Raw genomic sequence first — 20,545 nt, 5'->3', positions numbered from 1 at the left:
AGGCCCTCGCACAGTGATGTGCGGGGGCCTTTTTTCTTTGGTCTGCATTTTCTTACACAGGAGACCTCTTTCCTTTTTTGACCGCAAGTGATTGGGTCAGAGGATATTAGACGGGGTGCCGGGGCGATCTATGGATCTGAATATTAAAATGGTTGGACTGTTGCGCTTTTCGGTGCTGAGCCCGACCTATTACTCTGAACGCTTCAATACACTGGACGAAACTGCTGCCCATCTGTTCTCGCCCGAGCGGATGGCGCTTCGGTTTCGGATTTTCGAATCCCTATGTCTGCCCTCTCTGATGCGGCAAAGCGATATGGATTATACGCTGGTGGTGCTGACCTCCAAGTTCATGCCCAAACCCTATTTATCTCATCTTCGAGCCTTGCTGAATCCATTGCCCAACGTGTTTTGCCGCGTTGTCGGCACTGGCGTTCATTACCGCTTGTTGAAACGCGCATATGCCTCGGTGCCGCTGGACAATGCCAGCCACCAGATCCTGTTTCGGCTGGATGACGATGATGCTGTAGATATCAATTTCGTGCGACGCACTAAACATATGGCACAGGGCATGATCCCTCTTCAGGGTGCAGAAACACCGTTTGTTCTTGCCAATAACCGAGGTTTTTATGTGCAAAAGGGTGAGGATGGCGTTGAAGTATACGACGCCTGTGAAAAGGCGCCGTTGTCCACCGGCACCGCATTGGTGTCCCCGGCTGGGCATGGCGCTAATCCGTATCGTTTCAATCACCGGAAATTTGCGCAGTACTTTAATACGTTTTCAGACATTTCGGTGCCGTCATTTGTGCGCACCATTCACGGCGACAATAAATCTGATCCAACTCAGATGGGCCTAACCCGGCAATGGGGTCAGGCACGGATTAAGTCCGGTTTGAAACAACATTTCGACCTGTCTGTGTCCGCCTTGGAGGAGTTGTTGCAATGACCGGGAACCAGCTTGGTGCGCTGCTGATGATGGGCAGTATGGCGGGTTTCACCTTTAACGATATGTTGGTGAAAACAATCGGCGATACGATGCCCTTGTCGCAAATTTTGACCCTGCGCGGCCTCGTTACTTCAATTCTGATTTACATACTGGCGCGGCGACTGGGTACGTTACATTGGAAATTTCCCCGGCGCGACTGGTGGCTGATTGCCGCGCGTTGCGTGGCAGAAGTTTCTGCAACCTATCTTTTCCTGACTGCTCTTATGGTGACACCGCTGGCAAATCTGACGGCGATTCTGCAAAGCCTGCCTTTGACCATCACGTTGGGCGCAGCTGTGTTTTTTGCCGAACCGGTCGGCTGGCGCAGGATGGCGGCCATTCTGGTAGGGTTCTGCGGTATCTTGTTGATCATCCGCCCTAGTGTGGATGGTTTTGGCGAGGGGACGCTTTATGCTCTGGCGGCAGTTCTGGCCATAACCGCGCGCGATCTGGTGACCAGACGTATGTCTACCGAGGTGCCATCTATTGTCGTGACGTTGATGGCCTCTCTCGTTGTATTGCTGTTTGCAGGCTTGGCCTCCACCCAAGTGTCCTGGGAACCGGTTTCTGCCAATGGCTTGGCCGCGGTGACTGGCGCCGCACTGTTCATTGTTGTGGGATACATATGCTCAGTCATGACGATGCGCGTTGGCGACGTCGCCTTCATTTCACCATTTCGCTACACAGGGCTACTCTGGGCGCTGTTGCTTGGCTGGTTGGTGTTTGGCGACTGGCCAGATGCACTGACCCTGCTGGGGGCGATGATCGTCGTCGCAACTGGCCTGTTTACGCTCTATCGCGAGCGTAAGCTCTCAGGCGGCTGAAAATGTCCGACGAATGTGATCCGAATCCATTGCAAACCGGGCGAAAAACTCGCCTTCCAATTCGCGGGTAAGGGGCTCGACCGAGAGAGGTTTTGCGGATTTTTGGCGGGAGTCGTTATAACCATTATGGGTTCGAACGAACATTGGGGCGTCGGTGATTGTTACGGTTGGCATAAATCGGTGAATTTTTTCATGTGCAAAGTTCATGATAGTCTGGCGACAGCCGCCTTCTACGTACATCCCCATAGAGGCCACATAATAAGGTTGATGAACTTCAACCGCCGCGATCCCCTTGGCGTCGACTTTAGCCACATAGCCACGGTTGAAGTCAAAGGCGACTGTCCGGTTTTTGGCAATCAATCCCGGGCAGTCTGAAACTGAGCCTCTAAGGCGCTCGATAAAATCCACCGAGATGGCGTCATCGTCATCATGGCGAAACTGCAGGCAGGGTTGTGCAGGATCGCGCCGTGCTGCGTTCAGGATTTCTTTCATCACCGGACGATGTCTGCGCGGTGGCTCCGCATGGATGCGGATTTGCGGAATATCTGCACACAGGTCATGCAGACGGTCAAAATACGGTTTGGGAAAGCTGTCGCCGATCACAATGATTAGATCAAAATCCTGGTCAGTCTGCGCCTTCAGACAGGGTAGGGCGACGGTCTCCATCAACCGAAACCGCTCTTCCAGACGGTGCGCGCCATAGAGAAAGGCGACCCGGTCTTCGATGGTTTCATGTTCGACCTGAAACCCACCATAGGCAGGGTATGAGAACCGGCACAGCCCTATGATTTGCATGAAATTTGACCCTGATCGAAAAATGTCTACGTATACTGCACTATGGCGCGCCGGATGGACGCGAGCAAGTTAGACAATAGTGTGTTTCAGCAAGGCGTGAAGCAGGCGGATGCGGCCCCCTTGGCCCCTGTTGACATCACATGCGACTCCCCATATACGCGCGATATCCGGCATTTGAGGTCTCCTCATAAGCCGATATCAAAACTGTAGTGGACCAAGATTCAAGCACCTATCGCGTGGATCCTCTGTAAACCCACCGCGTCGTTCACCTCGGAATGGGAGCGATTGCGGTTTTTGCGCTTGTGTTATCATAGCGTGAGAAATTGAGCCGCACGCGTCAGCGTGCATGACCATGAGTTGCAAAACGGGGAATGAACCGGAATGCCAACGATTCAACAGCTGATCCGCAAACCGCGGCAGCCTAAAGTAAAACGATCGAAGTCCATGCACATGCAAGGCTGTCCGCAAAAACGCGGCGTCTGCACACGCGTGTACACGACCACTCCAAAGAAACCTAACTCCGCTATGCGGAAAGTTGCCAAGGTTCGCCTGACCAACGGTTTCGAAGTGATCTCCTATATCCCAGGTGAAAGCCACAACCTTCAGGAACACTCCGTGGTTCTGATCCGTGGCGGCCGGGTAAAGGATCTTCCCGGCGTACGTTACCACATCCTTCGCGGTGTTCTGGATACTCAGGGCGTCAAAGACCGGAAACAACGTCGTTCGAAGTACGGCGCGAAGCGTCCTAAGTAAGGAGATCAGCAGATGTCACGTCGTCACGCCGCTGAGAAGCGCGAAATTCTACCCGACGCCAAGTTTGGTGATCGTGTATTGAGCAAATTCATGAACAATCTGATGATCGATGGTAAAAAATCGACCGCAGAGCGGATCGTTTACAACGCAATGGATCGCGTTGAAAACAAGATCAAACGTTCGCCAGTCGAAGTCTTCCACGAAGCCCTCGACAACATCAAACCATCGGTCGAAGTTCGTTCGCGCCGCGTGGGTGGTGCAACCTACCAGGTTCCGGTTGAAGTGCGCCCCGAGCGTCGCGAAGCCCTGGCCATCCGTTGGTTGATTAACGCGTCTCGTGCCCGCAACGAGAACACCATGGAAGAGCGCCTTGCAGGCGAGCTTATGGACGCTGTCCAGTCCCGTGGTTCCGCCGTTAAAAAGCGCGAAGACACCCACAAGATGGCCGATGCGAACAAAGCATTCAGCCATTACCGCTGGTAACCTCTAAAGGATTAGGACGAGAACAATGGCTCGCGAATATCCCCTCGACCGCTACCGTAACTTCGGGATCATGGCGCACATCGATGCAGGTAAAACTACCTGTTCCGAGCGCATCCTGTTTTATACTGGTAAGTCACACAACATCGGCGAAGTGCACGACGGCGCTGCTACCATGGACCACATGGAGCAGGAGCAAGAGCGCGGAATCACCATCACCTCGGCTGCGACCACCACTTTCTGGGAACGCACCGAAGACGGTGACACTCCGGATTCTGAAAAGCACCGCATGAACATCATCGATACCCCTGGCCACGTTGACTTCACGATTGAAGTTGAGCGTTCGCTGGCGGTTCTCGATGGTGCGGTTGCACTGCTTGACGCCAACGCTGGTGTTGAACCTCAGACCGAAACCGTGTGGCGTCAGGCTGACCGCTACAAGGTTCCGCGTATCGTGTTCGTCAACAAGATGGACAAGATCGGCGCTGACTTCTTCAACTGTGTTGAAATGATCGCCGACCGTACCGGTGCCCGCCCGATGCCGATCCAGTGCCCAATTGGCGCTGAGACCGAGCTTGAAGGCATGGTTGACCTGATCACCATGAAAGAATGGGTTTGGGCTGGCGAAGATCTGGGCGCATCCTGGGAGCAGCGTGAAATTCGCGCTGAGCTTAAGGACAAGTGCGACGAGATGCGCAGCGAGATGATCGAATTGGCCGTCGAAATGGACGACGATGCCATGGAAGCCTATCTCGAAGGTGAAGAACCAACAGTTGAAAAACTGCGCGAGCTGATCCGTAAGGGTACGCTGGCCATGTCTTTCGTGCCGGTTCTCTGTGGGTCCGCGTTCAAAAACAAAGGTGTTCAGCCTCTGTTGAACGCTGTGATCGACTTTCTGCCTAGCCCAATGGACGTTGTCGATTACATGGGCTTCCTGCCCGGTGATGAAACCGAAGAGCGTAACATTGCGCGTCGTGCAGACGACGACATGCCGTTCTCGGGCCTGGCGTTCAAAATCTGGAATGACCCCTTTGTGGGATCGCTGACCTTTACCCGCATTTACTCCGGTAAATTGGAAAAGGGCGACTCATTCCTGAACTCGACCAAAGGCAAAAAAGAGCGCGTTGGCCGCATGATGATCATGCACTCCAACGACCGTGATGAAATCGCCGAAGCATTCGCTGGTGACATTATCGCTCTGGGCGGACTGAAAGACACCACAACGGGTGACACTCTGTGCGCGATCAACGACCCGGTTATCCTGGAAACAATGAACTTCCCCGATCCTGTGATCGAGATTGCCATTGAGCCCAAGACCAAGGGCGATCAGGAAAAGATGTCGACTGGCCTTCAGCGTCTGTCTGCAGAAGATCCTTCCTTCCGTGTTGAAACCGATTTTGAATCGGGTCAGACCATCATGAAGGGCATGGGCGAACTTCACCTGGATATCCTGGTGGACCGTCTGCGTCGTGAATTTGGTGTTGATGCCAACATCGGTGCGCCTCAGGTTGCTTACCGCGAGACCATCGGTCACGAAGTCGAACATACCTACACCCACAAGAAACAGTCTGGTGGTTCGGGTCAGTACGGCGAAGTGAAGCTGCTGATCACTCCAACAGAAGCGGGCGAAGGTTTCTCCTTCGAATCCAAGATTGTTGGTGGTGCGGTGCCTAAGGAATACATTCCTGGTGTTGAAAAAGGCATCAAGTCTGTCATGGATAGCGGCCCTCTGGCTGGCTTCCCTGTGATCGACTTCAAGGTGCAGTTGCTCGACGGTAAGTTCCACGATGTTGACTCCAGCATTCTGGCCTTCGAAATCGCTGCACGTATGTGCATGCGTGAAGGTATGCGCCTTGCTGGCGCCAAGATGCTTGAGCCAATCATGAAAGTTGAAGTGATCACTCCGGAAGAATATACCGGCGGTATCATCGGCGATCTGACATCGCGTCGTGGTCAGGTGACTGGACAAGAGCCTCGTGGCAACGCAATTGCCATCGACAGCTTTGTGCCTTTGGCCAACATGTTCGGCTACATCAACACTCTGCGTTCGATGAGCTCGGGCCGCGCCCAGTTCTCGATGCAGTTTGACCACTACGATCCGGTTCCGAATGCGATCTCGGAAGAGATCCAGGCAAAATACGCGTAAGCGTCTGATATTTAGCGGGTGCGCGATCGTCGCGCGCCCGCCTCAAACACATAGGAGGCCATCATGGCTAAGGAAAAGTTCGAACGTAACAAACCACACGTCAACATCGGCACCATCGGCCACGTTGACCACGGCAAAACCACGCTGACCGCAGCGATCACCAAGTACTTTGGTGACTTCCAGGCCTACGACCAGATCGATGGCGCTCCGGAAGAAAAAGCCCGTGGTATCACCATCTCGACCGCGCACGTTGAGTATGAAACCGAGACCCGTCACTATGCTCACGTTGACTGCCCCGGCCACGCCGACTACGTCAAAAACATGATCACTGGTGCGGCTCAGATGGATGGCGCCATCCTGGTTGTGAACGCAGCTGACGGCCCAATGCCGCAGACACGTGAGCACATCCTGCTGGGCCGCCAGGTTGGCATCCCTTACATGGTTGTCTACATGAACAAAGTTGACCAGGTTGACGACGAAGAGCTGCTGGAACTGGTGGAAATGGAAATCCGCGAGCTGCTGTCTTCGTATGAATACCCTGGCGACGACATTCCTGTGATCCCTGGTTCGGCTCTGGCCGCCATGGAAGGTCGCGACAACGCAATCGGCGAAGATTCGATCAAAGCGCTGATGGCTGCTGTGGACGAGTACATCCCAACACCAGAGCGCGCTGTTGACCAGCCGTTCCTGATGCCTGTGGAAGACGTGTTCTCGATTTCCGGTCGTGGTACAGTTGTGACCGGCCGTATCGAGCGTGGCGTGATCAACGTTGGCGACGAAATTGAAATCGTTGGCATCCGCGACACCAAGAAAACCACCTGTACCGGTGTTGAAATGTTCCGCAAGCTGCTGGACCGTGGTGAGGCTGGCGACAACGTTGGCGCATTGCTGCGTGGTGTTGACCGTGACGGCGTTGAGCGTGGCCAGGTTCTGTGTGCACCTAAGTCGGTGAACCCACACACTAAGTTCGAAGCCGAGGCTTATATCCTGAACAAGGAAGAAGGCGGTCGTCACACACCATTCTTCGCCAACTACCGTCCTCAGTTCTACTTCCGTACAACTGACGTCACCGGTACTGTTGTTCTGCCCGAGGGCACCGAAATGGTGATGCCAGGCGACAACCTGAAGTTCAACGTTGAGCTGATCGCACCAATCGCCATGGAAACCGGCCTCCGCTTCGCGATCCGCGAAGGCGGCCGCACCGTCGGCGCTGGTGTTGTCTCCAAAATCGTCGAGTAATCACAGCTCTGCTGTGAGGGCGACAGGGGCTTTTGCCTAGGCAAAAGCTCCCGCAAGCCACACCGATGAGACGATAGAAAGGGCTGCCCCAGGGCGGCCCTTTTTCATTTAGGGCCCGCCAGTCCCCGCATCGACTGTTCCGATGCCTCGGTCAGTGGCACCATCAGTTCAATCTCTAGCCCCTCAATCAGCGCATCCTGGCACGAGGCGAGCTTTCCCAACAATGAACTGAGTTCCATCACTGGCCCGTTGGGCAGTGCGAGACGGATCGGCAGGAAAATTGGAACTTCACCCAACTCGCCCAGATGGTGCTCCATGCCGGTAAAACGCCCCTGAGACTGGGCGGTACGCAAAACTTGAGCGATCCGTGGGCTGTGGGCAGCGGCGCGCTGAAGACGATAAAACAAGATGCCAGCGGCCTCATCCCAGTTTTGAACCAACCCCTGAAACATCTCGCTCATCATGACTTCCAGAAGGTTTGGTGGCGCATTGCCCTGCGGCATCAACCCGCCAAAAATCTGATCAAACGCTGAATTGCTGCGCAAGACATTCCAATCCGGGTCCAAAACCAGCGCCGGGAAGGGCCAGTTTTTCAGGACCCTTACTTCAATCATATCTAATGCGGCATGGATCTCTTCTGATCTTATATCGCGCTGTGCATAGGGATTGGCCAACCCAGATGCGTCGTAGATATTGACCCGTTGAGCGATATTGAGGTCCAGCGTCCTGCAGATGCGAGCCAGAAACGATGCGGTTGGCAGAGAACGACCTGTTTCCAAGAACGACAGATGTCGTTGAGTTGAATCCAATGCCAATGCCAGTTTGGCTTGCGACATTCCACGTGCAGCTCGGATGTCTTTCAAGACGTGGCCAAAAGAAGTCATTTTATTCCCTCCAAGGGAATTGCTGTCATTCCCTGCCGTTTCTAACTTGGCCCGGATAGCAATGGCAAAGGACTTCTCATGCTGACTTGGATTTTATTGGTGTTGATATTGTACTACGCGGGCCTGTTTCTGCCTTCGATGTTTTTGATCCCCCAAATAGGGGTTGGGGCCTATCTTGGATCTCGCGACGGGGATCCGTCCCCGGTGACGATCCATGCACGTGCCCAGCGGGCACACCGGAACTTTCAGGAAAACCTGGCTCCATTTGTTGTTCTTGCCACCCTGGCGCTGGTATTGCCTGATGTGAAGGTTGAACAAGCCACCCTGGGGGCAACGGTGTTCTTTTTTGCCCGCCTGGTCTACCTGCCGACCTATCTGATGGCTGTGCCTGTCATTCGGTCTGCCGCCTACACAGTGGGCTTCGTTGGGCTTATCCTGATGGGGCTGGCTTTGATGTGACGCTACTGGGGGCTTACTGGGGCGTGGTTGGACAACTGCGCCCCACAGCGGCGTCACTGGCGTCTGTAATCCTGTCCAAAGCAGCTTCAAGGCTGAGGCGCAGATCCTCGGCCTGTTCTGGCGTCGGTTTGCGCGGCACTTGCTCGTCCCATTCTTCGCACATCAGAACACCGCGCGAGAATGGCACAGGTAGCATCTGTTTGTCCCAGGTGGGCATCTTAACCGTCCGACGTTGGGCAAAACTGATTGTAAAGACCCGACAGCCGGAACTGCGGGCCCAGATGATTGGGACGCCTGATGAGACACGGGCAGGTCCACGTGGACCATCAGCGGCAATACCAACCGAGCTGCCATTCTTGATGCGACGCAGCACCTCGCGTGACAGGGCAACATGGCGCTTGCGGCTGGACATCGGAATGGTGTCAAAGCCCATCCGCTCTTGCACCTTGCCCGCCAGACGGCCCGCGCGGGCCGCAGAGGTCAGGGTGCAGATACGTCCCTTTGTGGAATCAAACAGGTAGGGAGACATAATCAACCGCTGGTGCCACAAAACCATGATCACCGGCTCGCCTGCAACCACACTCGCCTCCATTGCGTCAAATCCGCTGCGTGTCCAGCGAGAGCTGCGATAGCAGAACTTTACATAAGCCGTGATCAACCCTTCGACGGCCGAGTTAAAGGCGTTGCTATCTGCAATTTTTCTTCTCAGGCTCAAGCGAAAAGTCCTCTTTTTTCCTTCTCTTAAAGCAAGGAATGGGAATCGCAAAGATCAGCAGGTGCAAGGTTCGCAAGTTGCTTGCAAAAAATCCGTTTTTCCTCTTGTCAGTCGGCTGTTGCTGGCTTAGGTCATGCCGCACTGCAGGGGTGTAGCTCAGTTGGTAGAGCGACGGTCTCCAAAACCGTAGGTCCACAGTTCGAGCCTGTGCACCCCTGCCAGTACAATCAAAGACTTAAGAGGTTTTGGTGGTAACCAGAGAGCTGGTTTCCCATAAAGTTTCCCAGAATCACGTTTTGTCTTTGTTCTGTTCCCGAAGATGGAACCCAGAGGCGGGTTCAAATGCCAGTCAATCCCAAGGATCGCGATATTTACTTTGAGCTGTGCAAGCCTCTGCAAAACCGTCCTTTGGTATATGTCTGCCGTTGCATGTTTTCAGCCCGGCTTTCTTTAGTGCCCTATTCTGTGGGCCATATGTGACGTTTCGCAACACGTACCATCGCGGCCAGTGCCGGAGAGTGCCGCCGCCCTGCAACGGTGACCAGTGAAACACAGCGCGAGACCTTGGGGTCCTCCAATGGCCGTGTGGTGATACCGTCCATTGAAGGCAGGTGCTCAGGCATGATCGAACATCCCAGCCCTGCTGCCACCATTGCTTGGACCCAGTCTTCGCGCTCTGACGAATAGCGAACGTTCACGTTGAGCGGACGTGATTTGCCGAGCGCCTCGTAGTGATCCGCGAATTCGCAATGAACGCGTGTAAGGTAATCGGCCCCCTTAAGGGTATCGATGCTTAGAGTATTGCTTTGCTGAAAGGCATGGCCTGCCGGAAACGCGACCACATAGCGTTCAAGATAGAGTGGAGTTGCGTAAAGGCTGTCGGGCAAGTTCGGCATCGCCATTAGTGCAACGTCCAGTTCACCAGCCGTCATCGCGGCGATCAACGCCGAGCCGGAGGCCTCTTTCAGCTCTAGTTCCAGATGGTGGACTTCTTCGCGCAGCCGCGCCAAAAATCCTACCATTCGCGTCGGCGCAATCGTCGACATCACACCAAGGCGGACTTTCATCGTGCCGTCGGTGAAAAATCCGGCTGCATCCTGTTTCGCGGCCATGCTTGCTTCGGCCATCCTGTCGATATGCGGCTTCACCCTGCGGCCCAACTCAGTGAGGATCGATCGATTGCGTTCGCGATGGAAAAGCGGCCCTCCGAATTCGTCCTCCAGCTTGCGAATGGCCTTCGTCAATGAGGGCTGCGCGACATTGCAGGACTCGGCCGCGCGTGTGAAATTCTCTACTTTGCACACTGCGAGAAAATACCGAACTTGATGCATTTCCATAGTCACTGCCTTTTGATCGGGGCCAATGTTTTGGTCAGAAGGCAATATGGAGTGAGAGTTTCGGTATGTCGATAGCCACTGGCTATTGAATCGAAAGGCTATCGATATTTCCAATTGAGGGATCAGGCTGGCATATTTTGGCTGTCACCTACGAACAAAACCGCAAACTGTATAGGAATATCCACCATGATCCGCAGAACCCTCACCTTAATTGCCTTCTCTGCTGCTCTCGCCACCAGCGCTTTCGCCGACACGACCAGCCGCAGTGGGCAGTTCACCGGTGCGTCGGACCACGTCACTTCCGGCGGCGTAACAATCACCAAGGATGCCGGGGGCTACGTTGTGCAGCTGGGGCCGAAATTCTCGCTCGACGGTGCCCCCGATCCCAAGGTCGGTTTCGGAAAAGACGGCAGCTATGTCGACGGCACCCTGATTGGCGCTTTGCACTCAAAAACCGGCGCGCAGAGTTTTCGAGTACCAGCCGACCTAAACGTTTCTGATTTTTCAGAAGTCTACATCTGGTGTGAACAGTTCTCCGTTCCCCTCGGCGTCGCGCTGTTGGACTAGGTCGATGTTGTGGCGCGAAGGGGGGCACTTCGCCCTTCGCGCTCTCATTCTGGAAATAAGGAGATAGATAAATGGCAGTAAATATGACGGGCGACCGTGCGTCCTCGGCTCCAGTCCCTGTTGCGATGGTTGTGGCGATCCTGATTGCGGGCAGCGTTGCAACGGTTGTGTTCGACCTTTTCGGGCAGGCTCTCAGCCCGCTTGCTGGATATGCCAAGCTTGCTCCGGTCGGGCTGGCAAATGGCACGATCAAAACTCTTTTCGGGGCGACAGTACCAGGGGCAGGGCACTTGCTGCATTTTCTCATCGGCCTGATCGGCTATCCCTTGGGTTGGATCTTGGTCGCACTGCCCCTTTCGGATCGATTGACACCCTGGGTCCCCAAAATTTTGATCGCCATAGCCTATGGCATCGGCCTCTGGATCTTCGCGCTGTACATTATGGCGCACTGGGTTGTCGGAATGCCCGCCTTCCTTGGCTTCACCGGCATCACGTGGGTCGCGTTGATCGGCCATGTCGTTTACGCTGTGACCTTCCTCGTAACGCATGATTGGCTAGAGCGCCGCTAAGCCCCGTCACCTGTTGCCTGAAAAAAAACGTCTGGTCTTTGCGCTGGGCGCGGGCTTCAGGTTTGTGCTCGGACTGGGCCAATTGGGGCCTGCGGCACAGCGGGTAAGCTGGCCAAATCTACTGGTGTAGCAGGGGCTGCCCTTGAGGGATGGGGGTTCACTTGGGAAATGTTCGCTTTCATGTCGCCTTGAGAAAAGTCAGGTCGCGAAACAGACGGACAATGACGCCCGCAGGTTTTCACAATGCGATAACTTGAACGAGGGAAACTGATGTCTGTCACTGATCTGTCCGCTGTGTGCTCGCCTATTCATCAGGCCCGGGGCCTGCCCAATGCCCACTACATCGATGGGGCTGTTTTTACAGAAGAGAAACAGGCGCTGCTTTATAGCGAATGGGCCGGTTTGGCTGTGGCAGCTGATGTGCCCGAGCCAGGCGACGCCGTGCCGATTAGTTTTCTGGACATTCCGCTGTTGTTGATTCGCGACCGCAAAGGCGCGGTGCGTGTGTTTCAAAACACCTGCCGCCATCGCGGAATGATTCTGGTCGACGCGCCGCGCAAAATCGAAGGTGCAATTCGCTGCCCATATCACAGCTGGTGTTATGCTACGGATGGCAAACTTGTCAGCACACCGCATGTGGGTGGACCGGGCAAAAACACCCATGAAGGCATCGATCGTGACCTGCTTGGCCTGATTGAAGTCCGCAGTCATATTTGGCGGGATGTCGTCTGGGTCAACCTCTCAGGCGAGGCAGCGGCTTTTGAACAGGCCATGGCGGACGTCATCGCCCGCTGGGCAGAGTTTGACACTCCACTGTTTCATGGCGGTGCTGACAGTCGTTTCCAGTTGGACCTGAACTGCAACTGGAAACTGGCCGTCGAGAACTATTGTGAAAGTTATCACCTGCCATGGGTGCACCCGGGACTAAACAGCTACTCCCGGTTAGAGGATCATTACCATATCGAACAGCCCGGTGCATATTCCGGTCAGGGCACGTTGGTTTATCGCCAGCTCAAGAGTGATGAAGGCACGGTGTTTGCTGATTTTGACGGTCTGAGTGATAAATGGGACAAGGCGGCAGAGTATATTGCGGTCTATCCAAATGTGCTGCTTGGCGTGCATCGGGATCATGCGTTTGTGATCCTTTTACATCCTCAGGGACAAGGGAAGACACGCGAACATATCCATATCTACTACGCAACCACCGACACCGACGCCAACCTGCGCCAGCGCAATACAGAGCAGTGGAAAGAGGTGTTTGCCGAGGACGTCTTTGTCGTTGAAGGCATGCAGCGCGGACGCAATGCTCCGGGCTTTGACGGCGGTCGGTTCTCTCCGGCTATGGACGGGCCAACGCATTTGTTTCACGACTGGGTCGCAACACGCGTACAAGCGCATCGCGATCAGTCAACAGCGGCCGAATGACCCGTCTGAACAACCGGTTACTGGCTGCACATGCAGCCGGTGACACTCCGGCGCTGGTTGCCCTTTACACCGAAGCGGCCGACACCGCCGCAAGTCAGGACGCTATGGGGTTCTATCTGACACAAGCCTATATCTATGCGCTTGATGCGGGGCACGGCAGCGCAACAGTCTTGCATTCCCGTTTGGTGGAGATGGGGCGCGACAATTAAGCCTGCAGCCTAATTTCGCTAAGCGTCTCACCAACGGCAAAGCTACAAACTTTGCCGTCGTTCATCTGACCGCGTCAGCTCAGATCGTTGATTGTGCCAAACAGCATTGTTGCATTAATCCGGTGGTGGATTCATGTTGTGAAGCTAATGTGGTCGTTAGTTGGCGGTGAAATTGCTCTTCGCGATGGCGCCTCGTCAGAATTCGGGCTTTGTCGAAAACCTTTTGGGGCCGAGCTCATGGGCGAGACAATCGGTTTGAACCGGGTCAGAATCCTTTCCGTCGGGCCGCAGCCCCAATGCCATCCTGGCAGAAAACCCACCCGGAGGGTTTTGACTGCTGGTTGCGATCGTTTGACTTCTAAGGAGTATTTGGTGGCGGTACAGGGACTTGAACCCCGGACACGCGGATTATGATTCCGCTGCTCTAACCAACTGAGCTATACCGCCACTCTGTGTGCAGGCGATTTAGGAGTTTCACGGGGTGGGGTCAAGAGATAAATCGCTGGAATGGAGTATTCAGTTCGCTTTTTCCTACAGACCGGAATACCAGCCGTCCAAGCCGGGATCTGGGTGGCAAATCCTTGCTCAGGGCAGTTGTGCTATGGTCTCTCGAATGAAGGCGTTGCACTGTGCCGGAGCGCATATTGGCAGCATATGGCCCTGATCGGGCAGCATCTGACATTGCAAGCCAAACCGCTCCATCGTGGAGCCGTTCGTCTGCGGGTTTAGCACTGTGTCCTGATCGCCAAACAGCACCGCGCCAGGGGTTTTCAAGGCCGAGGCGTACCGGGCCGACTGCAGTGCAATGTTGCCGCTGCCCAGAGTCGCGTCCGCTGATGCTGTGATAAAGCTTTTTGGGCGCAGGCCTAATACAGCTCCGGCCTGGATCGGAAAGTCATCGGGGCAGGGGGAGGGGGCGAAAACCTGTTGTAGCACCTCGGCGGCACTGCATTGTGCCATCGGCACCGCCACGGTCTGTGCCATCACGCGACGCATAAACGGCGAGTGGACAATCAAGCCTTTGAAAACACCTGCCTCTTCAATTGGGTGGGTCAGTGGGGCCAGCAGCGCCAGGCCACGTATTTTATCTGGGGCATCCAGCGCCATGGCCAATGCAATGGCTCCGCCCAGTGAATGACCACACAGGATCGGTTGCTCGATCTTGAGTAAGTCGAGAAAGGATTGGATCATCTTCGCCTGTTCGGGCAGGATGGCCAGCCGATCATGGTCACGGGTTGAATACCCACATCCGGGACGGTCCAGAATGATAAGACGGAAATCCGGTGCCAGCAGGTCAGCCAAGGCATAGGTGAAATGCTGTAACTGCCCGGACAGCCCGTGGATCAGGACCAAAGGCGGGGCATCGGCGGGACCCATTTCGACATAGTGGATTACGCCGCCGGGAACGGGCTGAAACTTGCCAACCGGCGGCACCATCTCTTCGGCCTTGCGCGCCAGACGCCGGGTTTTCAAATGCGAGGCCGACAGGAAGGCAGCGGTCACGGCCACCGATGCAACGGCGAGAGAGTTTAAGACAGTCATATTCAGGGTCCATACCGTGAGGAAAATCTAAACGTCCACAGGATCCCGGAGTTCGGCCAGATTTGGAAGCGGTAATTGGTCTAGCAGTGTAAATACACGGTCCCGGCAGGCGACACCGCGCCAGGTCGGGGGGTGAAAGTCAGGTGGAAGATCTGGGTGGCGCAATACCACGCGACGCCAGCGATGGACGATCAGGGTACGCAGTGACGCCACTTGTGCGGAATTTAACCCAGCAGGCGGATCTGAGATCTTACTGACGACTTTTAGTAACGCATGACAGGAATTGGTCAGCTCGGTGGGGAAGAGTTGGGTTTTAAACCAGCCGGGCAATGAGAAATTGTCTGCCTCCAGCGCCAATAAATCATGGGACGTCTTTGGCTTAGGTCCGTAACCCAAAGCTGTGGTCCGGTTGATCGCAATGTAACCCGGCAGCAACAGCACCTCGTCCAAGGCCTCTTGGCCTCCGCCACCGTCGGCGATCAGCACGTGCAATTTTTGCGGTAAAACCGGGTCACGGGCATAAATCCGGGACGTGACAGCGGCGCATTGGTCGCGACCATATTGGGTCAGGTAATGGGTCGAGGCCCGGCCTGATCGTGCGCTTTCGATCCAGCCGTCTTTGCGCAAACGGTGCAGCGCAACCCGAATGGCCTCGGGTTTGATACCCATGGGCGTGATGATGCGGGTCAGTGCCGCACCGCTGATCTGATCGTTGGGCCGCTGTGCCATATCGCCGAACAACGATATTATAACCGACCAGACCCGTTGATTTTGTGGGTCGCTGAGTAGGCCAATGCTGGTTTCAAACCATTGGTTTTGGGATTGGATCATAAGGACTATGTAGGTCTCCCCAACCGGGGAGACCAGCCCAATTTCCTGCGAAGGCAAAGCGTTGCTTGCCCCGGGCGGGGGTGGCCCTAGTTGGCTTTGAATGCATTCATGGTGAGCAATTCATATTCGGCGACCTTTTCGTCTTCCTGATTGGACAGCGTGACGTGCCAGCGCACCTCGCCATACTCTTCGTTTCGGGGGGTCTTTTTCTTCACAGTCAGCCGGACCTTGATACTGTCACCGGCGGATACCGGCTTCATGAACCGCAGGTTGTCCAACCCGGTATTGGCCAGCACTGGTCCCTCATTGGGTTCGACAAACAGGCCCGCAGCAAAGGACAGGAGCAGATACCCATGTGCGACCCGACCGGGGAAGAACGGGTTCCGTTTGGCCGCGTCGTCATCCATATGGGCGTAAAACGTGTCGCCGGTGAAATTGGCGAATATCTCGATGTCGTCTAGCGTGACGGTGCGGGACGGGCTGTTCAGGGTCTCGCCGATTGCCAGCTCGTCAAAGGTGCGGGTGAACGGGTGCGCCGGGCCCTTGATTTCGGTGCTGCCGGGCACCCATGTCTGGCCAATCGCCGACAGGATGTCGGGGCTGCCCTGAATGGCGGTACGCTGCATATAATGCATCACGCCCCGTATTCCGCCCAGTTCCTCGCCGCCGCCGGCGCGACCGGGGCCACCATGCACCATATGGGGCAGCGGAGAGCCATGCCCGGTGCTTTCTTTCATCGAGTCGCGGTTGTTGAAATACAACCGCCCATGGTAGGCGCCAGCCCCCATAGCCACCTGCCGTGCGACGGCGGGGTCGCGGGTGATGACCGAGGCCACAAGTGAACCCTGACCCTTGTTCACCAGCGCAACTGCGTGATCGACGTCGCGGTAGCCCATGACGGTGGATACCGGGCCAAAGGCCTCGGTGTCATGGACCCGTTGGGCATTGTCGGGGTCGCCGCAGTGAAACAGCATCGGCGGCACAAACGCGCCCTTGTCGCCGTCGGCGCCATCCACAGTGAAATTATCCGGATCACCGTAAACTCGGGTTGCCTCTTGACCAATGATCGCAGCTTTTTCCAGCACATCGCGTTTCTGGCCGGCGCTGACCAAAGCACCCATGCGGGTGGTGTCCAGACGCGGGTCGCCAATCACCACTTTGTCCAACCGGGCAGACAGCGCGCCTATCACCGCCTCAACCTGGCCCTCGGGGGCGATGATACGCCGAATCGCGGTGCATTTCTGACCCGCCTTGGTGGTCATCTCGCGGCTGACTTCTTTGATGAACAGATCAAACTCGGGCGTGCCCGGCACCGCATCGGGCCCCAGGATAGAGCCGTTCAGGCTGTCTTGTTCGGCGACAAAGCGAACCGAGTTTTCCAGGATTACCGGGTTTGAGCGCAGTTTGAGCGCGGTATGGGCGGATCCGGTAAAACTGACCACATCCATCATACCCAGATGGTCCAGCATGTCGCCAAGACCGCCAGACACCAATTGCAGAGCCCCGGCAGGCAGAATGCCGCTGTCCAGCATCAGCCGCACGGCAAGTTCGGTGACATAACAGCTGTTGGTCGCCGGTTTCACAATCGCCGGAACGCCGGCCAGCAGGGTTGGCGCCAGTTTCTCAAGCATCCCCCAAACCGGAAAGTTGAAGGCGTTGATATGCACGGCCACACCCTGCAACGATGTGCAGATATGCTGCCCCAGAAAGCTGCCGGTTCGGCCAAGTTGTTCAACCTCGCCGTCCAGATAGACCTGGCCGTCCGGCATCTCGCGCCGACCCTTCGAGGCAAAGACAAACATGGTGCCAATGCCGCCATCCACATCGATCATGTGGTCGCTTTGGATGGCACCCGTGTCAAAAGAAGCTGCGTAAAGCGCCTGTTTGTGTTGGTTCAGATGCCCCGCCAGCGCCTTGAGCATCCGCGCTCGGTCATGAAAGCTGAGCGCGCGCAGGGCCGGGCCACCAACACTGCGGGCATGGTCCAGCATGGCCTGCACGTCTAGCGCGTCGTTGCCGGCCGTTGCGATGACCTCGCCAGTTATCGCACTGGCAATATGACGTGCCCCGGCCCCCGGAGCGATCCACTGACCACTGGCAAAACTGGAAACCTGTTGAATGCTCATTGGTGGGGGCTCCTTTGGGGGATGAAAAAGAAAGATGTGGAATTTATTGACCAACCGGTCGGTTTATGCAAGAAATTTGTTGGACCGCATATTTTGCGATCTGAATTGAGGGGGACGAATGACCGATAGTATTCTCACGGTGGATCACGGCACATGGGTCGAGATCACGCTGAACCGCCCGGACCGGCTGAATTCATTTAATGACGAGATGCATTATGCGCTGCGATCGGCGATTGTGGCGGCGCGCGATGCAGGGGCTAGGGCGATCCTGTTGACCGGCGCTGGGCGCGGCTTTTGTGCCGGGCAGGACTTGGGTGACCGGGATCCCTCTAAGTCGGACGGACCGCCGGATCTGGGCAATACCGTACGGACGTTTTACGCGCCGCTGGTGCGCCTGATCCGCTCGCTCAACTTCCCGGTTATCTGTGCTGTCAACGGCGTGGCTGCAGGGGCAGGGGCCAATCTGGCGCTGGCCTGTGATCTGGTGCTGGCCGGCGAAAGCGCCAAGTTCATCCAATCGTTTTCCAAGGTCGGCCTGATCCCCGACACCGGCGGCAGCTGGCATTTGCCACATCTTCTGGGTGAGGCGCGTGCCAAAGGTCTGGCGCTGACGGCTGAACCCTTGCCAGCCCGCAAAGCCGAGGACTGGGGCCTGATCTGGAAAGCACTCCCCGACGATGCCCTGATGGGTGAGGCGCGCGCCCTGGCTGAGAAACTGGCCAATGGTCCAACGCTGGGATTGGGGCTGACAAAACAGACCATACAGGCCTCGGCCACCGGCACGCTAAGCGACCAGCTAGAAATAGAAGAGGATGCGATGAAAACCTGCGGTGAAAGCGCGGATTACGCAGAGGGTGTCTCGGCCTTCCTACAAAAACGCACACCGGTGTTTAAAGGGAAATGACGATGACACCACAACAGCGCGCTGAAAGATCTGCGGCGGCCATGTGGGCCGATGATCACGCCTCGAAATGGGCGGGGATGGAAATCACCGCCGTAGACGAAGGCACCGCGACACTGGAACTGACAGTGGTGCAGCACCATTGCAATGGCCACGGTATCTGCCACGGCGGCGTCACATTCATGCTGGCCGACAGCGCCTTTGCCTTTGCCTGCAATAGCCGCAATCAGTCCACTGTGGCCCAGCACAACGTGATCAGTTTCACCGCACCGGGCCGTTTGGGTGACCGGCTGATCGCCTCTGCCCGCGAAGTCTCGCTGACCGGGCGCAGTGGTATCTATGACGTGACAGTCACCAACCAACAGGGCCAAAAGATCGCCGAGTTTCGGGGCATGTCCCGCGCGATCAAAGGCCAATTATTTGACGAATAGGATAAGGACGACCCCATGAAGGACCTGACCCCAAACAAGGCTGACCTGGATCCAATCGAAATCGCGTCGGTGGATGAAATCCGCGCTTTGCAGTTGCAACGGCTGAAAACGTCGCTGCGCCACGCCTATGATAACGTCGCCATGTACAAACAGCGGTTCGACGCGGCCGGCGTTCACCCGGATGATCTGCACACATTGGCCGATCTGGCCAAATTCCCTTTCACTTACAAAAATGATCTGCGAGACAACTACCCCTTCGGCCTGTTCGCGGTCCCGCGGGAGCAGATTATCCGTCTGCACGCCTCCTCTGGCACCACCGGTAAGGCCACGGTGGTGGGCTATACGCAGACTGACATCGACAATTGGGCCGATCTACTGGCCCGCTCGCTCCGGGCCTCGGGGCTGCGCAGGGGCGACATGGTGCACAACGCCTATGGCTATGGGCTGTTCACCGGCGGTCTGGGCGCGCATTACGGGATTGAACGGCTTGGCGCCACAGTGGTCCCCATGGGGGGCGGCCAGACCGAGAAACAGGTTGGGTTGATCACTGATTTCAAGCCCGACGGCATTATGGTCACGCCGTCCTACATGCTGAACATTCTAGAGCAGTTTCACAAACAGGGGCTAGACCCACGCGAAAGCTCGCTGTCGGTTGGTGTCTTCGGGGCTGAGCCCTGGACCAATGCTATGCGGCTCGAGGTCGAAGCGGCCTTTGATATGCACGCCGTGGATATCTATGGGCTGTCTGAAATCATGGGGCCGGGGGTGGCCAATGAATGCGTCGAAACCAAAGACGGGCTGCATATCTGGGAAGATCATTTCTATCCTGAAATCATCAACCCCGAAACCGGCGAGGTCTGCGAGGACGGTGAGATGGGCGAGCTGGTGTTCACCACTCTGACCAAAGAGGGCCTGCCCATGGTCCGCTACCGCACCCGCGACCTGACCCGGTTGCTGCCTGGCACTGCGCGCTCAATGCGGCGGATGGAGAAGATCACCGGGCGCTCGGATGACATGATCATCCTGCGGGGGGTGAATGTGTTTCCAACCCAGGTCGAAGAGCAGGTGATGGCAACGGGCGGGCTGGCGCCCTATTTTCAGATCGAGCTTTACAAATCCGGCCGCATGGACGCGATGCGGGTCTTTGTCGAGGCTGAGCCTGGCGCAGCGGATGAATTGTCCAAGACCGCCGCCTCGCGCATGCTGATCAAACGGATCAAGGATATCGTTGGTGTCTCGACCGAGGTCCTGGTTGGCGATCCAGGCTCAGTGGCCCGCTCTCAGGGCAAGGCGGTTCGTGTCATCGACAACCGCTCAAAGGGGTGACGCC

The 20,545-nt window shown here is 56.2% G+C and carries 21 protein-coding genes and 2 tRNA genes; 15 read left to right on the top strand and 8 right to left on the bottom strand.

What is annotated here, in order from left to right; all coding sequences use genetic code 11:
* Positions 1–130 precede the first annotated feature (130 nt).
* Both EBB79_RS17655 and EBB79_RS17650 read left to right on the top strand, forming a co-directional pair.
* Positions 131–943, top strand: a complete 813-nt coding sequence (locus EBB79_RS17655; protein WP_127750153.1) for a glycosyltransferase — start codon at positions 131–133, stop codon at positions 941–943.
* Positions 940–1,806, top strand: coding sequence for a DMT family transporter (locus tag EBB79_RS17650; protein WP_127750152.1), 867 nt, complete (start codon positions 940–942; stop codon positions 1,804–1,806). The genes EBB79_RS17655 and EBB79_RS17650 overlap by 4 nt, the downstream gene beginning before the upstream one ends.
* Here the strand turns inward: EBB79_RS17650 and EBB79_RS17645 are convergent.
* Positions 1,795–2,601, bottom strand: coding sequence for a putative rhamnosyl transferase (locus EBB79_RS17645; protein WP_127750151.1), 807 nt, complete (start codon positions 2,599–2,601; stop codon positions 1,795–1,797). The two genes, EBB79_RS17650 and EBB79_RS17645, sit on opposite strands and share 12 nt — an antisense overlap.
* Positions 2,602–2,982: 381 nt before the next feature.
* On the opposite strand from EBB79_RS17645, the gene rpsL reads away from it, so the two are divergent.
* From rpsL to tuf, 4 genes are all read left to right on the top strand, one after another.
* Positions 2,983–3,354, top strand: a complete 372-nt coding sequence (gene rpsL / locus EBB79_RS17640) for a 30S ribosomal protein S12 (RefSeq protein WP_127750150.1) — start codon at positions 2,983–2,985, stop codon at positions 3,352–3,354.
* Between the two features lie 12 nt (positions 3,355–3,366).
* Positions 3,367–3,837 carry a 30S ribosomal protein S7 gene (gene rpsG, locus EBB79_RS17635; protein WP_127750149.1) on the top strand — a complete coding sequence of 157 codons (471 nt, stop codon included), beginning with the start codon at positions 3,367–3,369 and terminating at the stop codon, positions 3,835–3,837.
* A gap of 25 nt (positions 3,838–3,862) precedes the next feature.
* Positions 3,863–5,980, top strand: a complete 2,118-nt coding sequence (fusA, locus tag EBB79_RS17630; protein WP_127750148.1) for an elongation factor G — start codon at positions 3,863–3,865, stop codon at positions 5,978–5,980.
* Positions 5,981–6,043: 63 nt separating this feature from the next.
* On the top strand, positions 6,044–7,219 hold the full coding sequence (tuf, locus tag EBB79_RS17625; RefSeq protein ID WP_127747093.1) for an elongation factor Tu: 1,176 nt from the start codon (positions 6,044–6,046) through the stop codon (positions 7,217–7,219).
* Between the two features lie 104 nt (positions 7,220–7,323).
* On the opposite strand, the gene EBB79_RS17620 is transcribed toward tuf, so the two are convergent.
* Positions 7,324–8,103, bottom strand: coding sequence for a helix-turn-helix domain-containing protein (locus EBB79_RS17620; protein ID WP_127750147.1), 780 nt, complete (start codon positions 8,101–8,103; stop codon positions 7,324–7,326).
* A 78-nt stretch (positions 8,104–8,181) separates the two neighbouring features.
* Between EBB79_RS17620 and EBB79_RS17615 the strand changes: the two genes are divergently transcribed.
* Positions 8,182–8,562 carry an MAPEG family protein gene (locus EBB79_RS17615; RefSeq protein WP_127750146.1) on the top strand — a complete coding sequence of 127 codons (381 nt, stop codon included), beginning with the start codon at positions 8,182–8,184 and terminating at the stop codon, positions 8,560–8,562.
* A 13-nt stretch (positions 8,563–8,575) separates the two neighbouring features.
* On the opposite strand, the gene EBB79_RS17610 is transcribed toward EBB79_RS17615, so the two are convergent.
* Entirely contained in the window at positions 8,576–9,277 is a 702-nt protein-coding gene (locus EBB79_RS17610; RefSeq protein ID WP_127750145.1) for a lysophospholipid acyltransferase family protein, read from the bottom strand.
* A 145-nt stretch (positions 9,278–9,422) separates the two neighbouring features.
* On the opposite strand from EBB79_RS17610, the gene EBB79_RS17605 reads away from it, so the two are divergent.
* Positions 9,423–9,498: transfer RNA gene (locus EBB79_RS17605), tRNA-Trp, on the top strand.
* A gap of 237 nt (positions 9,499–9,735) precedes the next feature.
* Here the strand turns inward: EBB79_RS17605 and EBB79_RS17600 are convergent.
* On the bottom strand, positions 9,736–10,614 hold the full coding sequence (locus tag EBB79_RS17600; protein WP_127750144.1) for a LysR family transcriptional regulator: 879 nt from the start codon (positions 10,612–10,614) through the stop codon (positions 9,736–9,738).
* A gap of 186 nt (positions 10,615–10,800) precedes the next feature.
* Here EBB79_RS17600 and EBB79_RS17595 point away from each other — a divergent pair, with 186 nt between their 5' ends.
* From EBB79_RS17595 to EBB79_RS17580, 4 genes are all read left to right on the top strand, one after another.
* Complete coding sequence (locus tag EBB79_RS17595) at positions 10,801–11,181, top strand: DM13 domain-containing protein (protein WP_127750143.1); 381 nt, start codon at positions 10,801–10,803, stop codon at positions 11,179–11,181.
* 71 nt (positions 11,182–11,252) lie between these two features.
* Entirely contained in the window at positions 11,253–11,750 is a 498-nt protein-coding gene (locus EBB79_RS17590) for a hypothetical protein (RefSeq protein ID WP_127750142.1), read from the top strand.
* 270 nt (positions 11,751–12,020) lie between these two features.
* Positions 12,021–13,175: an aromatic ring-hydroxylating oxygenase subunit alpha gene (locus tag EBB79_RS17585; RefSeq protein ID WP_127750141.1), complete on the top strand. Its 1,155-nt coding sequence runs from the start codon at positions 12,021–12,023 to the stop codon at positions 13,173–13,175.
* Complete coding sequence (locus tag EBB79_RS17580; protein ID WP_127750140.1) at positions 13,172–13,384, top strand: hypothetical protein; 213 nt, start codon at positions 13,172–13,174, stop codon at positions 13,382–13,384. The genes EBB79_RS17585 and EBB79_RS17580 overlap by 4 nt, the downstream gene beginning before the upstream one ends.
* A 370-nt stretch (positions 13,385–13,754) precedes the next feature.
* On the opposite strand, the gene EBB79_RS17575 is transcribed toward EBB79_RS17580, so the two are convergent.
* From EBB79_RS17575 to paaZ, 4 genes are all read right to left on the bottom strand, one after another.
* Positions 13,755–13,831 (bottom strand) — tRNA-Met (locus EBB79_RS17575).
* Positions 13,832–13,969: 138 nt separating this feature from the next.
* A complete protein-coding gene (locus EBB79_RS17570; RefSeq protein ID WP_127750139.1) occupies positions 13,970–14,926 on the bottom strand; it encodes an alpha/beta fold hydrolase in 957 nt (318 codons plus the stop codon).
* Positions 14,927–14,953: 27 nt separating this feature from the next.
* Positions 14,954–15,757 carry a PaaX family transcriptional regulator C-terminal domain-containing protein gene (locus EBB79_RS17565; RefSeq protein WP_127750138.1) on the bottom strand — a complete coding sequence of 268 codons (804 nt, stop codon included), beginning with the start codon at positions 15,755–15,757 and terminating at the stop codon, positions 14,954–14,956.
* A gap of 86 nt (positions 15,758–15,843) precedes the next feature.
* Complete coding sequence (paaZ, locus tag EBB79_RS17560; protein ID WP_127750137.1) at positions 15,844–17,883, bottom strand: phenylacetic acid degradation bifunctional protein PaaZ; 2,040 nt, start codon at positions 17,881–17,883, stop codon at positions 15,844–15,846.
* A 118-nt stretch (positions 17,884–18,001) separates the two neighbouring features.
* Between paaZ and paaG the strand changes: the two genes are divergently transcribed.
* From paaG to paaK, 3 genes are read left to right on the top strand one after another with little or no spacing between them, the layout of a single operon-like run.
* Positions 18,002–18,787, top strand: coding sequence for a 2-(1,2-epoxy-1,2-dihydrophenyl)acetyl-CoA isomerase PaaG (gene paaG, locus EBB79_RS17555; protein ID WP_127750136.1), 786 nt, complete (start codon positions 18,002–18,004; stop codon positions 18,785–18,787).
* A 2-nt stretch (positions 18,788–18,789) separates the two neighbouring features.
* Positions 18,790–19,215 carry a hydroxyphenylacetyl-CoA thioesterase PaaI gene (gene paaI / locus EBB79_RS17550; RefSeq protein WP_127750135.1) on the top strand — a complete coding sequence of 142 codons (426 nt, stop codon included), beginning with the start codon at positions 18,790–18,792 and terminating at the stop codon, positions 19,213–19,215.
* Positions 19,216–19,230: 15 nt separating this feature from the next.
* Positions 19,231–20,541 (top strand): phenylacetate--CoA ligase PaaK, encoded by a 1,311-nt coding sequence (gene paaK, locus EBB79_RS17545; RefSeq protein WP_127750134.1) that lies wholly within the window; start codon positions 19,231–19,233, stop codon positions 20,539–20,541.
* The last annotated feature ends 4 nt before the right edge of the window (positions 20,542–20,545 follow it).

The sequence above is a fragment of the Parasedimentitalea marina genome, from assembly GCF_004006175.1.
Lineage (GTDB): Bacteria > Pseudomonadota > Alphaproteobacteria > Rhodobacterales > Rhodobacteraceae > Parasedimentitalea > Parasedimentitalea marina.
This window is presented reverse-complemented; position numbering and strand designations above follow the sequence as displayed.